General features: G+C 40.3%; 10 protein-coding genes. 2 read left to right on the top strand and 8 right to left on the bottom strand.

From position 1 onward, the window contains the following. Positions 1-3: 3 nt before the first annotated feature. The 4 genes from D7Z94_RS10080 to D7Z94_RS10065 all read right to left on the bottom strand — a co-directional run bounded on the left by D7Z94_RS10080 (position 4) and on the right by D7Z94_RS10065 (position 5164). Complete coding sequence (locus tag D7Z94_RS10080) at positions 4-2574, bottom strand: zinc-dependent metalloprotease (RefSeq protein ID WP_120711435.1); 2571 nt, start codon at positions 2572-2574, stop codon at positions 4-6. Positions 2575-2751: 177 nt separating this feature from the next. Further along, positions 2752-3603 carry an OmpA family protein gene (locus D7Z94_RS10075; RefSeq protein ID WP_120711434.1) on the bottom strand — a complete coding sequence of 284 codons (852 nt, stop codon included), beginning with the start codon at positions 3601-3603 and terminating at the stop codon, positions 2752-2754. Between the two features lie 100 nt (positions 3604-3703). Beyond that, positions 3704-4705: a glycosyltransferase family 2 protein gene (locus tag D7Z94_RS10070; RefSeq protein ID WP_120711433.1), complete on the bottom strand. Its 1002-nt coding sequence runs from the start codon at positions 4703-4705 to the stop codon at positions 3704-3706. Positions 4706-4717: 12 nt separating this feature from the next. Next, positions 4718-5164 carry a type I restriction enzyme HsdR N-terminal domain-containing protein gene (locus D7Z94_RS10065; RefSeq protein ID WP_120711432.1) on the bottom strand — a complete coding sequence of 149 codons (447 nt, stop codon included), beginning with the start codon at positions 5162-5164 and terminating at the stop codon, positions 4718-4720. A 26-nt stretch (positions 5165-5190) separates the two neighbouring features. Here D7Z94_RS10065 and holA point away from each other — a divergent pair, with 26 nt between their 5' ends. Next, positions 5191-6192 carry a DNA polymerase III subunit delta gene (gene holA / locus D7Z94_RS10060; protein WP_120711431.1) on the top strand — a complete coding sequence of 334 codons (1002 nt, stop codon included), beginning with the start codon at positions 5191-5193 and terminating at the stop codon, positions 6190-6192. Between the two features lie 2 nt (positions 6193-6194). Here the strand turns inward: holA and D7Z94_RS10055 are convergent, their stop codons facing one another. After that, positions 6195-6572 carry a DoxX family protein gene (locus D7Z94_RS10055; protein WP_120711430.1) on the bottom strand — a complete coding sequence of 126 codons (378 nt, stop codon included), beginning with the start codon at positions 6570-6572 and terminating at the stop codon, positions 6195-6197. 21 nt (positions 6573-6593) lie between these two features. Further along, a complete protein-coding gene (locus tag D7Z94_RS10050) occupies positions 6594-8843 on the bottom strand; it encodes an aminotransferase class III-fold pyridoxal phosphate-dependent enzyme (RefSeq protein ID WP_120711429.1) in 2250 nt (749 codons plus the stop codon). Between the two features lie 160 nt (positions 8844-9003). On the opposite strand from D7Z94_RS10050, the gene D7Z94_RS10045 reads away from it, so the two are divergent. Continuing rightward, a complete protein-coding gene (locus tag D7Z94_RS10045; protein WP_120711428.1) occupies positions 9004-11787 on the top strand; it encodes a M16 family metallopeptidase in 2784 nt (927 codons plus the stop codon). A gap of 52 nt (positions 11788-11839) precedes the next feature. On the opposite strand, the gene D7Z94_RS10040 is transcribed toward D7Z94_RS10045, so the two are convergent. Together D7Z94_RS10040 and D7Z94_RS10035 are read right to left on the bottom strand one after the other, a co-directional pair. Next, positions 11840-14251, bottom strand: coding sequence for an alpha-ketoacid dehydrogenase subunit alpha/beta (locus tag D7Z94_RS10040; RefSeq protein WP_120711427.1), 2412 nt, complete (start codon positions 14249-14251; stop codon positions 11840-11842). A 158-nt stretch (positions 14252-14409) separates the two neighbouring features. Continuing rightward, entirely contained in the window at positions 14410-17268 is a 2859-nt protein-coding gene (locus D7Z94_RS10035) for a gluzincin family metallopeptidase (protein ID WP_245967176.1), read from the bottom strand. Positions 17269-17271 lie beyond the last annotated feature (3 nt).

The following is a 17271-nucleotide window of genomic DNA, read 5'->3' as shown; positions in this document are numbered from 1 at the left end:
CACTTATTCTTCACCTTTGTCCTGTTCAATGGATAAATCCGGGTTGGCGGGAATATAGAGGTTTCCAGGGTCTTTGGTTTCTCCAATAACCTCTTCTATCTCTTTTTTTAGATAATTCAGGTGGGCCTTGGTCATCCTATGTGTGATAACGGGAATCGTTCCCTTTATCTTTTGCTGTAGCATAGCAAGATTATCAAGGGCCAATGAGCGTACATCGGTATTTGAGGTATAGCCCTCGGAAAGTTTGGCAAGAATACCTTCAACAACGCCTTCCGCCTCACTAGGTTTGTATAAGGCTATCATATTGGCAACGTAGGCCTTTTGTAATTTTCTTCGATAGGGGGTTGTGGAATAAAAAACGTTCATGTCTCCCCAAATCAATTGGTGTAAATCGTCCAAATACGCTTCTGGGGTGTAAACATCCTCGTCTTCATATCTTTCGGCAATAAACGTCATTCTACTCATTCTACTACCCCCCAATAGGTTTATTACAATACTCTCCATTGTCTTTGTAATGGATTCCTTGGACTGAGGGGAAAATGTCTTGTTCAGAATTTCATTGTTGATCAGCCATTTGGGCTCTTTAAAAATATGATTGTTCAAAAATGCCAAGGCCTCTTTTTGGGATTGTTTTGTGACAGGACAATACACCTCACCTTGTTCGCCCATGGTCTTTGGGGTAACATAAATGCCCCCAATATTTTTGGCCACATGGAAAAGATAATTTTCGTACTGCTTTATGACTCCTTGGTAAACCTCATCCAATCCGGAATAATCGTCACTGTTACTTTCCTTGGTCCACTCCGTTAAAAAAGGAACAATGCGCTGTAGGTTCATAATTCCATAGTTGCTTGCCACCATGGCATCGTCCCCTAGGTCTTCGGTCTGGGATCTAGGATCAAAATCACGACCCTCTCCTCCAAACCACAATCTTGGATTGGACCCAACACTATCTATGACCCACTGATTCAGTATTTCCCTTTCACTGTCCTCATCCAAATTTTCGGAAATGTGGGCATACCCCCACTGAACGGCCCATTTATCATAATCCCCAATTCGTGGCATTAAATACTTTGGAGGAATGCTATCCTGAGGTTGTGCCACATAATTAAAACGGGCATAGTCCATAATGGAACTTGTATGACCATTTTCCTTAAGCCATTCCGCATCCCTAAGTTTTTCCACCGGAGTGGCATAACTTGCTCCCATATTGTGCCGGAGCCCTAATGTATGGCCAACTTCATGAGAAGCCACAAAACGAATAAGTTCGCCCATGAGGTCTGTATCAAATTCCATTTTTTGGGCCCTAGGGTCAACGGGCCCTGCCTGTACCATATACCAATTGTGAAGGAGATTCATTAGATTATGGTACCATCCGATGTGACTTTCCAAGATTTCGCCACTTCTTGGATCCGTAATGTTGGGTCCATAAGCATTTTTAAAGGGCGAAGCAAAGTATCGTAGCACGGAAAACCTGGAGTCTTCCAAACTCATCTCGTCATTATCCTTGGGCCATTCCCTTCCTACTATAGCGCTTTTGAAACCGGCCTGTTCAAAAGCTTGCTGCCAATCGTTAATCCCTTGAATAAGATAGGGTCTCCATTTTTTGGGAGTGGCAGGGTCCAAATAGAAGATGATAGGCTTTTTTGGTTCTACCAATTCCCCATTTTCCCATTTTTTCTGGTCCTCTGGCCTGGGCTCTAATCTCCATCTATGGATATAAGTGTTACGGTCCACACGCTGTTGTTCATCACCGTATTCGAGATATGAACTGGCAAAATAGCCCACTCTAGGGTCATAGAACCGTTTTTTCATGGGTGTTTTGGGCAACAAAATGAACGAATTATTTATCTCCAGGGTAACCACTCCGGACAATACGGCTGCAGGCAGTACTTTTTTGGTTTTGCCCTTAATTGTTTTTGCCTTGTAAGTTTTTACGGTCTGTACTTCGGTATTTATAGGAAAGGACTTGATGCCCAAAATATATGATTTATCTTTTTCCAATGAGGAGAGCTTATAGGACTCCTTTTGGGCACTGCTAAGGGCGAGTAAATTGTTTTCGCTGTTAATGAAATCGGTAACGTCGATTAGGGAAGATTTCTTTTTTTCATAGCGTGCCTTTATTTCAAAAGTTTCTAGGATTGGTGTGATATTGGAATTGTTAACCGCCCTGGATATTTCGTCATTCTCATTGGCAACGCTCACTAACGTAGCTATACGAAGAAAAATGTTATTGGAAGGCCCTTTTTCCCAAATAATCGTTTTTTCACCTATCTCTTCCCCTCCATAGTTTTTGGAGCCCGCAGGTGTTTTAATAAAACGGGTAACCACTAGTATTTCCCTTTCCAAGATGCTATCAGGAATTCCGAAATAATACTTGTCCCCCAATTGGTGAACAGAAAAAAGTCCGTCTTGGGAGGTACCTTCCTTTAAGATTACCTTGTCCAAGGTTTTGGAGGCCGAAGAGGATTTAGGCCCGGAAGAAATCTTTTTGTTGTTTTCTCCAACCGGCCTTAGGAGATTGCAGGAACTTACAACTAATAATGCCCCAATAAGTCCAAAAAATAACCTCATACGTAAGCTAACGTTTTAAAAAAAAATATAGTATTCCAATGTGGTGGTTGGTTTGGACCGTTGTTGACAAAGGTACTACAAAATAGGAACGGGTGTGCAATTGCGAAATTACAGCTAGGTATTGGGTACAAAAAAACCGCAGCATTTGTGCTGCGGTTTTTATTCTAAATATATTGTTTAGTTATTGATTGCAGGGTCTTTCATACCTTCTTCAATCATGCTATAGAACTGATCGATTTTTGGAAGAACTACGATACGTGTTCTTCTGTTTTTGGATTTTTCAGTTTGTGATACCGGAATGAATTCTGCTCTACCGGCCGCGGTCATGCGCTTGGGATCAACGTTATAATCGTTTTGAAGTATACGTACAACGGCTGTGGCACGTTTAACACTCAAATCCCAGTTATCCAATAACACTCCACTTCTATAAGGAACATCATCCGTATGGCCTTCTACCATAAATTCAAAATCAGGCTTGTTGTTCACTACCATAGCAACTTTACCTAAAACTTCTTTTGCCCTTGAGGTAACATTATAGCTTCCGCTGCTGAAGAGCAATTTGTCTGAAATGGATACGAATACAACACCTTTTTCCACGCTTATCTCTATATCCTCATCATCCAAATTTCCAAGTACGCCTTTAAGGCTTTGTACCAATGACAAGTTAACGGAATCCCTTCTTGTGATGGCATCCTGCAACTTACGAATGGTAAGGTCTTTTTCCTTTAGACTTTCTAGGGATTTTTCCAAGTTTTCGGCACCTTTAGTGGTCAAAGTGGTCAAATTACCCATATTGTTAATCAACTCCTGATTGTTAGCCTTGAGGAAAGCATTTTGATCTTCCAAAGTTTTCATTTTAGAAGTCGCCGTGGCTTTCTCTTCTAAACAATCGTTTAACTTCACCGTTGCCGAATTCAATAAATCCTGAGCTTCCTTATGTTTGGCTTCAAGATCTGCAAATTTTTTCTGTGATACACAGGACGATAGCAATAAAGCTACTCCTAAACAACCTAAAATTAATCTTTTCATAATTACGGATTCTATTTATTAATGTTTGTTATTTGTTTTAGTACGTATTGGTTCGGCAGCAAAATTAGATAAAATGGGAAACCTCAAAATTTCAAATTCGTTAATCTTTTACTAAAATGTTAAATTTCTTTATTTGATGTACGAAATAGGACCACACTATGGACTTTACTACGTAATACTTTAGTATAAAATTAGCTTTTTCCCTTTTCCTATAAATTTTACTAAAATGCTTGTAAAAGCTAAGATGAGCCCGCAAGATAGCTAAACAATGTTGAAATCTGAACTGAAAAATAAACCGAATTGCCGCAACGCCATCCAATAGCAATCGTATTCCTATAATTAAAAATGCTTTTCTTCTAGGAAGGTTCTTGGTTATCGAAAACAGCGAGTTTCTAAAATTGAGATAGGTTTTTTTTGGGTTCATATTACTTAAGGTAGAACCACCCAAATGATAGACCTCAGATGTGCCAATGTAATATATCTTATGTCCTTTGTTCTTTGCCCTCCAACATAGGTCTACTTCTTCTTGATGTGCAAAATAGTCCTCATCAAACCCTCCTAATTCCCAGAAGACTTCACTTTTAATGAACATACAAGCACCGGTGGCCCAAAAAATTTCTAGGGTATCATCATATTGTCCTTCATCTTTCTCCAGTGCCTGAAAAATTCTTCCCCTACAAAAGGGATAGCCTAATTGATCAATAAAGCCTCCCGCGGCCCCGGCATATTCAAAATAATCTCTTCTTAATAAATCCAATATTTTTGGCTGGATAATCGCGGCTTTGGGAAGATCTTTAAAACCTCGAATTATGGGGTGCAGCCAGTTTTTGGAAACCTCAACGTCGGAATTCAAAAGGCAGTAAATATCTGCTTCAACTTGCTTAAGGGCATCGTTGTACCCTTTGGAAAACCCACCGTTAACGGTATTTTGTATGATTCTTACGGTAGGAAAATTGGTACGGACAAAGACAACGGAATCATCCGTGGAAGCATTGTCCGCCAAATAAATATCAGCTCCATCGGAATAGTTTACCACCGTGGGTAAATATCTTTCCAAAAGAGCCTCTCCGTTCCAATTGAGTATGACGACAGCTAGCTTCAAATTGACGGCAAATTAACGGCTAAAATCAGGAATATGTTCTAGAAAATGATATTTTTCGGCTTCATAGTCCATTTTACAATAAAAATGTTCCATCCCATTTGTGACCATCAAATAATCGGCATTCAATTTCATATTATACCTTGCAATCTGATCAAAGGTACGTTGAGTAATCCTTATTTCAGGAGCCTTACATTCCACAAGAGCATGTATGTTGCCATCATTTTTGAATACCACCACATCGTACCTCTTCTTAATTGAATTGATAGTCAGTTGTTTTTCAACATTGATGAAACTTTTGGGATATCTTTTTTCATGTATGAGATAATGGATGACATGTTGTCTGACCCACTCTTCCGGTTGTAAGACTACAAACTTTTTCCGTATTACATCAAAAATACAAATCTTATTTTCCCTACTTTTAAAGCGGAAATCATAAGTGGGAAAGGATAGTTTCTGCATGATGCAAATTTGATGTTTTTTTTTGAATGGATGAAGTAAGGCAAATTGTTGCCGATATACGTAAGGGAGCGGTAAAACCTATATATTTCTTATCAGGTGAAGAACCGTACTATATAGATCGGATTGCGGAATATATAGAAAAGCAAGTCCTTACGGAGGAGGAACGGGGATTCAATCAGGTTGTACTATATGGAAAGGACGCCACTGTTGATGATATCATAGCAAACGCAAAACGATATCCCATGATGTCCGAAAGACAGGTAGTCATTGTTAAGGAGGCACAGCATCTTTCCAGGACCATAGAGCATCTTACAGCTTATGTTGAAAACCCCCAACCATCTACCATTCTGGTCGTTTGCTACAAGTATAAAAAATTGGACAAACGAAAAAAGCTATATAAGTCCGTTCGAAAAACAGGCGTATTGTTCGAAAGCAAGAAATTGTATGATAACCAAGTGGCGGATTGGATACGGAAAGTTCTTTTGGGTAAAGGATACCATATTTCCCATAAAGCGGCCAGTTTGTTGGTAGAGTTTTTAGGAACCGACCTAAGTAGGATAAGCAAAGAATTGGAAAAGCTGCAACTAGTTTTGCCCAAAGGAGAAGAAATAACACCGGAAAACATTGAAAAACATATTGGAATAAGCAAGGATTACAACAATTTTGAACTGAAAAAAGCTATAGGGGAGAGGGATATCCTTAAGGCGACAAAAATTGTACATTACTTTTCCCAAAACCCTAAGGACAATCCATTTGTGCTAACAGTGACCTTATTGCATTCTTTTTTCACACAATTATTACAATATCATGGCTTAAGCGATCATTCCCCAAAAAATGTGGCCAGTGCTTTACGGATAAACCCATATTTTGTGGATGAATTTCGAGTTGCCGCAAAAAATTATCCTATGAAAAAAGTAAGCCGTATCGTTTCTTCTTTACGCGAGATGGACCTTAAAGGAAAAGGGGTAGGGGCCTATGGAATCTCACAGTCCGATCTTCTAAAGGAACTGTTGGTAAAGATTATATGACCCTATTTTTTGTCAATGCTGTATTTTCCAGGTCCCAATAGGCTTATGCATACAAAAGCTATTAAAAATAGCAATGCTTTTTCCTTAACACCTATAGCATCTTGTGCATGAACAATAAATGCGGCGACCACCATGGTAACCGCTGGGAATATAGCCGCCCATCTGGTCTTAAAACCCAATATAATTAAAATAGGACAAACAAATTCAGCAAGTACCGCCAGGAAAAGTGTAGGGGTAGCACCCATACCTATGGGATCTCCAAATTCGAAATCACCGGATATAAGTTTTTGAAATTTGGAAAAACCATGGGTCAGCAGTAATGCGGATGAACCGATGCGAAGTAAAGCAAGTCCTAGGTCCTTGAGAAGGGTATTTTTCATGTGGGAAGATTTAGCGTAACGCTAATTTAGTAAATCATTGCATATTTTATGCAATTGGTGCACTAAGCGGTCCGCATCTTTTTCGGAAAATGACAGGGGAGGCTTTATTTTTAAAACATTATCGTACGGTCCATCGGTTCCTATCAAGATACAGTTTTCCCGAAGCTCATTCTTAACTCTATGGGCCAACATGGTATTGGGGTTTCCTTTTTTATCCAATAGTTCAACACCAATAAAAAGACCGATACCTCTAATGTTGGCAATTTCCAAAAACTCCTGTTGCAGTTCAACTAGCAGAGATTGTAAATAATCCCCCACCTTTTTGGCATGTTCCTGAAGTTTTTCCTCTTCGATCACCTCTAAAACGGCATGGCCTATGGCGCAGGAAACTGGATTACCGCCAAAGGAGCTAAAAAATTCGGGACCCTGCGCAAAGCTTTCCGAGATTTCCGAGGTGGTGACCACTGCACCTATAGGATGTCCATTGCCCATAGGTTTCCCCAGGATTACCATATCCGGAACTACCTCATGCATTTCATAACCCCAGAAGAAATCTCCCAGACGTCCAAAACCTACTTGTACCTCATCACTGATACAAATACCGCCCTGTTCATGTATTTTTGGGTACACTTCCTTCAAATAACCTTTGGCCAAAGGTACCTGCCCGCCACAGCCCATTATGGGTTCTGCAATAAAAGCTGCTATCTTACCTTTGGCCCCATCAATTCTAGCCATTGTTTCTTGGGCAAAGTGTTTTCCCGCAGAGCCATCATCTTTTAGGCCCGAACCAAAAACCTTGGGCATCGGAGCTTCTACTATATAATCCTGTTTTCCCAAGTTGTTTCCTTGACTGTACTTATAATGGCTTATATCTATGCCGATTCTTGTATTCCCATGATAGCCATGTTCCAAGACCATTATTTTTTTCTTTTTTGAATAGGCCAAGGCCATTCGAATAGCCAAATCCGTGGCCGCACTTCCCGAGTTTACGAAGAAGACCTTATCCAGACTTTGCGGAAATTTGGATAATAACGTTTCACTGTATGCCAAGATTTCTGGATATACGTAGCGCGTATTGGTATTCAATCTTGTCATTACTTTCCTGCCGGCCCTGACAACTTTTGGATGACAATGTCCCGCCAACATTATATTATTGTAAGCATCCAAAATAGTATTCCCTTGGCCATCGTACATGTATTGAAAAGCAGAACGTTGCATCTGAATGGGATTGATATAACTTAAGGAAAGTGCTTTGCCCAAATTTGTGCTCCTTTTTTTTAATTGCTCCCTGAGCTTTGGTTTGTTCACTTTTGGATAGCCGGCCGCCATACGAAATGCATCCCTACATTTAATGGGATTTATACCCAACCATTTTCGCAATAATCGCCAAGCTGGCTTCTCACTTATGGTAATATATTCAGATTCTGGTTTTAATGTTTTGGCGTATGCTGAATTACAAACACTAGTACACAATCGGGCGGCTACTAAATAATACAGTATATCCAGTTCTTCTGTTTCCAGAGGAAAAATGTTTTGATACCCTTCTATGACATGGGAGGCCATTTCCAAGGGTTTTTCCTTTCCCATCATAACATAGGTAATGGCAATGGCAATTTCGTTCACCGTCCAAGAATGGCACATATCCCCAAAATCAATAATGCCCGAGACCTTTCCATCCTTGGTAAGTACGTTCCAGTCATTGGCATCATTATGAATAAGACTTTTCCTCAGCCCATATTGATGTGGGGAAACATTTTCAAGAAACTGTAGAAAAAAATAGTCCACTAAGCTTCTATCCTTGCTATCGGGAATGAATTTCAGGTATTTTTCATTGGCAATGAAATGCTTTAAGTCCCATTGCGTTTCCTTGGCCGTAAGGGAAGCCTCATAACATTTGAGCAAGGACCGATCCATTTTCCCCAGGAACTCCCCGAAGGATTTTAAAAGTCTGGGAGTATGTTCTATGTTGCCCAGAAAACCGCCTTCCACATAACTCAACAAACGGAAAGTTAACCCCTCCCTTAGGACAAGTTCTTTGCCATCTTTGGTACTTATGGGTTTGGGGAAATCAATACTCTGTAATTTTGAAAGATGTACCAGTATGCGGTTTTCGGCATGGAGAAGTTCTTGGGTAACATCTGAATAGGGATATTGCTTTAGGACATGGGTCTTACCTTTGGTCTCCACCTTAAAATTGATGCTATCATATCCTTCCAGAGGCGTTAACCTTATCTGATTTAGACCATAATATTCGGAGAGAATCTCTTCCAATGACGAAGACTTTTGTGTCAAAGATAAGCATCATATCAATGTTCCGGACAAAACTATTTCTTGTTGGAGCATGTAAGATAAATCATAAAAAATTGTACTCCTGACCGCTAAATAGTATATTTACTCTTGGCATTGGCTAAAATCTATTAAATCATCAATCATGAAAAAATCACTTCACGTATTATGTATTGTTTTGTTTGTATCACTGCAAGGCCTACAATCCCAGAATGTAGAATTCAAGGCAAGCGAAATAAATATTCCTTATGAAAAATTTACGTTGCCTAATGGGCTTACCCTTTTGGTACATGAAGACCATAAGGCACCGATAGTAGCCGTAAATGTTTGGTACCATGTGGGGTCTAAGAACGAAAAACCCGGAAAAAGCGGATTTGCCCATTTATTTGAACATTTGATGTTCAACGGAAGCGAAAACTTTAATGACGATTATTTTCAAGCTTTGGAGCGAATAGGAGGTACCGACTTAAATGGAACCACGAATTCCGATAGAACCAATTACTTTCAGAACGTACCTGTTTCTGCCTTAGACCAAGTACTTTTTTTGGAATCCGACCGCATGGGCTACCTTTTAGGCGCCATTGACCAAGCCAAACTGGATGAGCAACGTGGGGTAGTACAGAATGAGAAAAGGCAAGGGGAGAATCAACCTTATGGAAGACAAGGGGAATTGCTTACCAAGGCCATGTTTCCTAAGGGGCACCCATACTCTTGGACTGTAATAGGTGAAATGGAGGATTTGGACGCAGCTTCGCTAGAGGATGTACAAGAATGGTTTAAATCCTACTATGGTGCGGCCAATGCCGTTATTGCAATAGCAGGGGACATAGATCCGGATGAGGTCCATAAAAAGGTGTTGAAATATTTCGGAGCCATTCCTTCCGGCCCAACAATCGTTCGTCCAGAAATAAACATTCCCGTTCACAACGGGGATACCTATCAAGTATATGAGGACAGGGTTCCTGAAACACGAATTTTATTCTCATGGAACACGCCGCAATTTGGGCACAAGGAAGATATTCATTTTGATTTGATATCCTCCATTTTGACCGGGGGCAAGAATTCCAGACTGTACAAAAAACTGGTCTACGAAGATCAAACGGCAAGCTCGGTAGTATCATATCAGTCTTCGAAGGAAATAGCAAGTAATTTTGTTACTTGGGTAAATGTTAAACCCGGTAAGGATCCAGATGAAGTAAAGGAGGTCTTTCAATCCGAAATAGAAAATCTCATTCAAAATGGCCCTACGGAATTGGAACTAAAACGGGTGAAGGCAGCTTATTTTGCCAATTTTATTAAAGGATTGGAACGTATTGGAGGTTTTGGAGGGATATCCGATAGATTGGCCTCCAATCAAACTTATTTTGAGGATGCGGCCTACTATAAGACGGTGTTAAATTATGTAGAGAACGCTACTGTAGAGGACTTAAAATCCACTGCCCAAAAATGGCTCCGCCAAGGGAAGCACACCCTAGTTTGTAAACCTTTTCCCGATTATACGATAGAAGAAACCAATGTGGATCGTACCAAGTTACCGGAACTGGGAACTCAAAAGAGTTCTAGCTTTCCTGAACTGGAGCGGGCCAAACTTTCCAATGGATTGAACATCGTATTGGCAAAAAGGGAAGGTGTCCCTACAGTGGTAATGAACCTTATGATGGACGCTGGGTATAAGACGGATTACCTATCTAGCCCAGGAACCGCGGAATTGGCCATGAATTTAATGGACGAAGGCACCAAAGAGCTGAGTTCTCTTGAAATTAATGAGAAACTGCAACTATTGGGAGCCAGTTTATATACCTATTCCAGTCAAGATAATTCTAATGTTTATCTCAACACACTTAAGCAGAGTCTGGATGCGAGTTTGGATCTCTTTGCCGATGTAATTCTTAACCCGGCCTTTCCGGAAAAGGAATTTGATCGACTAAAAAATGAACAGATAAATAACATTAAAAAAGAAAAATCCCAACCTATCGCCATGGCATTACGGGTTATGAACAAGTATCTGTATGGTGAAGATCATCCTTATAGCAACCCCTATACCGGAACGGGCTATGAGGAAACCGTATTAGAACTTACTAGGGACGATGCGGTGAAATTCTATAAAACGTGGATAAGGCCAAATAATGCTACACTGGTGGTAACTGGAGATGTAGATATGGGGGAATTAAAATCCAAACTGGAAAAATCATTGGGAAAATGGAAAAAATCCGATGTACCTTCCATAAACTTCAATGCACCTAAAGTAAACACCAAAAATACTTTGTACCTGGTTAATAGACCGGAATCGCAACAATCCATTATATTGGCCGGCCACCTTACGCACAAGTATGGGGATGTGTCGGAAATTGCCCTGGAGCAAATGGTCAGTATTTTGGGTGGAAATTTCACTTCACGTATCAATATGAATCTAAGGGAGGACAAGCATTGGGCCTATGGTGCCGGAGGATTTGTAATGTCCAATAAGGAAGAACGACCTTTCCTTGTTTATGCCCCGGTACAAACGGATAAGTCCGCCGAATCCGTAACCGAACTGCGTAAGGAAATTTCTGAATTCATTTCCACTAGGCCTGCCACGCAACAGGAGTTGGACAAGGTAAAGACCAATCAGGTTTTGAAATTGCCTGGGCAATGGGAGACCAATAGTGCCGTAAACAGTTCCATGTCCAAATTGGTCAAATACAATTTATCCGATGACTATTACCAGAAATATGATCAGAGTGTAAGAAGCCTTTCTTTAAAGGATGTACAAGAAGTAAGTCAAGAAGTAGTCAGACCGGAGGCCGTTAATTGGTTCATGGTAGGAGATAGGGCCAAAATTGTAAATAAACTGGATGAATTAGGTTTCGATGCCATTATTGAGATAGATGCAGATGGAAACCCGTTAAATTCTACGGTACAATTACCGGAGAACAATCTGAAAAATTAAAGTGATTTTTTTCTTAAAAGAGAAAAAAACTAAGGGACGATTTGTATCTGCGTTATCGTAGTTTCGGATAGTCATCAGGATTTACTTCGTGAATAATTTCGTATACCTTTTCAAAAACATCCTCCGTATTGGGCTTGGAAAAATAATCCCCATCGGTTCCATAAGCAGGTCTATGTGCTTTTGCCGTAAGGGTTTGAGGGGCACTATCCAAATAGCCATAGGCTCCTTGACGCTCAATAATTTCTTGAACCAAATAGGCGGAGCAACCTCCAGGAACGTCTTCGTCCACGACCAGCAACCTATTGGTCTTCTGTACACTTTTTACGGTATCCCCGTTTATGTCAAATGGCAATAAGGTCTGGGCATCTATGACTTCGGCATCAATACCTACTTCTGAAAGTTCGCGTGCCGCCTGTTCAACAATCCGTAAGGTTGATCCATATGAAAGTATGGTAATATCTTTACCTTTTCTTAAGGTTTCGATTTTACCAATTGGTGTACAAAAATCACCCAAATTATTGGGCATGGATTCCTTTAATCGATATCCATTAAGACTTTCAATTATCAAAGCCGGTTCATCGCTTTTCATCAAGGTGTTATAAAAACCTGCCGCTTGGGTCATGTTCCGGGGGGCAAGAATGTACATGCCTCTCAAGACATGGATTAGACCTCCCATGGGAGATCCCGAATGCCAAATACCCTCTAACCGGTGTCCCCTTGTCCTAACGATCAAAGGTGCCTTTTGCTTTCCGTAGGTACGATATAGTAAGCTCGCCAAATCATCGGTAAGCGTGGCCATGGCATAAAAGATATAATCTAGGTACTGGATTTCGGCAATAGGCCTGAGCCCTCTTAAGGCCATTCCTATACCTTGTCCTATAATGGTGGTTTCTCGAATACCGGTATCGGCCACCCGTAATACACCATATTTCTTTTGAAGCCCTTCCAACCCTTGGTTTACATCTCCTATTTTTCCACTATCCTCTCCAAACACGATGGCTTCGGGATACTTCTCGAACAATTTGTCAAAATTGTCCCGAAGAACCACCCGTCCATCCACGGTTTTGGGACTGGTATCATATTGAGGGCGTATCTCGGGAATTTTAGTAGCCCTGGTAGGGAGTTCACTATACAACAATGAACTATACTTAGGTTGGGTATCTTCCAAAAAGCGATTTACCCAAGACACTAAGGCCTCTTTTTCGGTTGTATTTTCACCCAACATATAGCGTAGGGCCTTGCGCGAGTTATGGGCAAGATCTTTTTTGATCGGTTCTTCAACCGCTATCAAATCGTTCTTTATTTTATTGATAAAATTTTTGTTCGGGCTTTTTTGTGCAGCATTCTCCAAAAGTTGGATTAAAGTCTTTTTCATTCGTTTGTGCGGTTCCAGATATTCCGCCCAAGCTTCTTTTTTTGCGATTCTGACCTTTTTTTTAATCGATTTTTCAAGCTCCAAAAGCTCTGAATCCTCGGCAATACCTGTTTCCAGTACCCATTCCCTAAAACGTTTGTTGCAATCGTTGTCCTTTTCCCACTCCAACCGTTTTTCGCTTTTATACCGTTCGTGGGAACCCGAAGTGGAGTGTCCCTGGGGTTGCGTAAGCTCAACGACGTGAATGATAACGGGCACATGCTCCTCACGAGCAATGTCCGCCGCATTTTCATAAGCATGCATCAGGGCCGTATAGTCCCATCCCTTTACTTTTATGAGTTCGTATCCCTTCTGGTCCTCGTCCCTTTGGAATCCACTGAGCATTTTTGAGATATCCTCTTTGGTCGCATGGTATTTGGCCGGTACGGATATACCATAGTCATCGTCCCAAATACTTATGACCATGGGTACCTGAAGTACACCACCTGCATTTACGGTCTCCAAAAACATACCTTCACTGGTACTTGCATTACCAATGGTACCCCAAGCTACTTCATTCCCATTATTTGAAAACTTCTCGGAATCCAGGTTCTTTAGATTCCTATACATTTTGGAGGCCTGCGCCAAACCCAATAATCTTGGCATTTGCCCTGCAGTACATGAGATATCGGCACTACTATTTTTTTGTTGTGTGAGGTTTCTCCAGCTCCCATCTTCATTTATGCTATTGGTCATGTAGTGACCTACCATTTGCCTACCCGCGCTCATGGGTTCTTTTTCAATATCGGTGGTAGCATAAAGACCGTGAAATAATTGTTTTGGGGTCAGTAACCCCAAGGCCATCATAAAAGTTTGGTCTCTATAATAACCGCTTCTAAAATCCCCATTTTTAAAGGACCTTGCCATTGCCAATTGCGGGAGTTCCTTACCATCGCTAAAAATCCCAAATTTTGCTTTTCCGGTAAGCACCTCTTTGCGCCCCATTAAGCTGCATTCCCTGCTTAGAACAGCTATTTCGTAATCATGTAGAATCTGGGCCCTAAAATCGTCAAAAGAAATGTCGGTACTGATTTTTGGGGATAGGTCCATGGGCAAGCAGAGTTTTTGCAAAAATATCCAATAGAATAGATTTTTACAACTCTAAAAAAGTTAAAATATTTGTGTATTGATAAAAAAAACCTCTATTTTTTGATTTTTTGTATTTTTTTTGGCTCAAAAAAGTGATTTTATAAGAATATTTCATTCTATTAGAACCATTTTCTGGTAAATAACCCTGTAAGTGTTCTTGGGCTTATGGTGATGATGAAACGAATCCTTTCTTCATAATTGGGTTGTGCTATTTCCCACCCATTGTTGGAATAGACAGGGAAGTATAGCTCAAAAAAATCGGTAACAAGGTTTAGGCGTATTCCGGAATCATAAACAAACTTCTCCCTTAGCCCTCTATTTTTTACAAATCCGATATCCCCGTAGGCTTCTATCCATCGCCAAAGATTTACGCTGGTATTCATGGTAGCCAACCAATCATTTGCAAACCGGTAACGTTCGTCCAGAAAGGATTTAAAGCCTCCTTCCGCTATGATTATTTGTTGACTATATAGACCCGAATCCTCCGAGCGACCAAGATAATTATAGTCAAAAAGATAATCGGTAGGCCGGTCCAACGCAAAATCAAAAAAAGTGTTCCCGGGCGCTATTTTGTTCCTTAAAAATTTACCGGCAAAAAATCTAACATTAAATTGTGTGTTGTTCTCATATAGTTTTCGGTATTCGAACTCAAAGACCAATTTGGTAAAATCGCTGGAGTGCTGAAAATCCGTGGACCAGGAATTAAAATCTATAATTCCGTTGTTTACATGCGAAAACCTGGCATTAAAGACGCTGTAATCCGGAGTATCCGGATCATTACTCAAATCAATAAGGCTCTCGTCAAAATCCCGAAAGATATTGACATATCTAAAGGTCAAAAATTGTCGTTTGTTGGAAATAAGATCGGCAGGTCGCCAACCAAAGCTCATGGAGGGTGTAATGGACGTATATCTGGAATTGGTCTGAAAATGGAAGGTGGAAGCACTAATACGGTAATTGGATACGAACAATCCACTTTTGCTCAAATATTTCCTATATCCCAAACTTCCAAAACCTACAAGGGTGTTCTCCCGAAATGAATAGGACGGATGAAAATCATAAACAAAAGGGCGCTCCAAAAAGGTTTTGTTGTACAATCGAAGTCCGGGCGACCAGCCGTCATAGATGTTAAAGTTTAAGATGGGCACATAGAATATCTGATTGTAATAGGGGTTTTCGGCATCCTTGAAAAAAGTAAACTTGATTTTTTTATTACTCGAAAAAAAACCTTTCAAAGATTTCCAGTTGTCCCTTTGGTTAAACTCCGGGATTTTTTGGTCATAGTTCAACACCAGGCGTTCTTCGTTCTTGTTCGGGATGGTAAAGGTCTTTTCCCTCGTAATGTTGGAAAACCAATACTTGGATACCACGGAGTCCTTATCATTGAGTCCAAAAAGTGATATGGGAACATTGGTTCCCTCCTTATTTTTTAAGGTTACTTGAAGGGAATCCTCGGTTTTCTTCGCTTTCTTTATCTTAAAGTCTATAAGCCGGTCCGTGGAAACATAATCATTAAAAAACCAGTCGATATTGCGATTGGAGGCCCGTTTTAATATCGATTCAAAATCCAAGGGCTTAACCTTGTTTAATTTATAGTATTTATAGAAGGTTTTGATACTTTCGTCCACCTTTTCTTTACCAATATAACTCGCCAAGTAGGAAAGCCCTTGACCAGCCTTATACTTGTTCCCTATTTTTTGGTTCCACTTTATAAGCGAATCGTTTGGGGTAGTCAAGGGCTGATCCTGATTTTTACGGGCCCTGAACATATAGAGAAAAGGATATTGTTCATTAAAGTCCATCTTTGCCAATTGATAGCTCCTGAAGCCCCATATTTTGGAAAGTTTTCCCAATAACTTTTGATCGGGATAATGCTCCTCTACATATGCTATCATTAAATAATTGGCAATGGCATCCAATATCCATTGATCTTTTCTGGGGTCTAAGAAAATGGTCTCGTTGATAATTTTAACAAGGGCCGTTTTAAGGAACTTCATTTCATACTGAAATTGATCATCGTATGGCCGTATAAAGGAGGGAAGCTGATTTAGGCCATACATTGGATTCTTATTGTAATCAATTTCACTGACCAACAAATGGGAATGTGGAAATTTCCCTAAATTTTCCAGGACAAAATCAGTAACCTTATGGATGGAGACCCCTTGTGATATCTCATCGTATTTCCCACCTTTTAAATCCGTAATAACGGTCATGTTATGGGTAACATGTGTGGTAAAATCATTGGTAGGGGTAAGTATTATTTCACAGCTTTTTCTGTTGATACCTTTTAGTTGGGCCTCATGACCATTTGGAAACCTGGTCTGGCCCAATACCCTAAAATTCGACACCATATGAAGACTGTCCGGATACGTAATCTTTAAGTTGGTATTGGTAACATCCGTATAAAGGTCTTCTAAGTTTTTGTTGGAATACAAATGCCATTTGCCATCATATACTGCGGGGGTCAGGTACCAATCCTTTAAATAATATCCACTTTTTGAATCATACCCATAAGGGGTAAACTTTTTGGAAGGCAATTTTACCGTATATGTAATGAAGATTTTTGCCGAATTCCCTGGTTCTAAAGGTTCGTTGAGTCTAATTTTAAGAACATCCTGCCCTGTGACCCTTTCCCAAAATAGACCTCTATATTCATCATCAACTGCACTTGTGATTTCAGTAGAGCCCCTTTCTTCGTCTTTGGCGAGATGAAGGCTTTTTCTGAAGTCTTCTGCAAATCGCTTGGCGAGACCCGTTTTTTTGTTGGAATATGCATGTGCCCAATCATTAAAATATAAGTTGCGCAAAGTGTCGTCCGAGGTGTTCTTATATTCAAACTCTTGTTGAATACGTAGTACATGGGTCTCCTCGTCTAAATCTGCAGTAAGGTTATTAACATGCTGGGCATGGGACACACCAATACCAAGTAAAAAAATTACTAGGGCAATCGGGGATGGTAAATATCTCGCTTGTTCCAAAAA

It is taken from the genome of Ulvibacterium marinum, from assembly GCF_003626755.1.
GTDB classification, from domain to species: Bacteria; Bacteroidota; Bacteroidia; order Flavobacteriales; family Flavobacteriaceae; genus Ulvibacterium; species Ulvibacterium marinum.
This window is presented reverse-complemented; position numbering and strand designations above follow the sequence as displayed.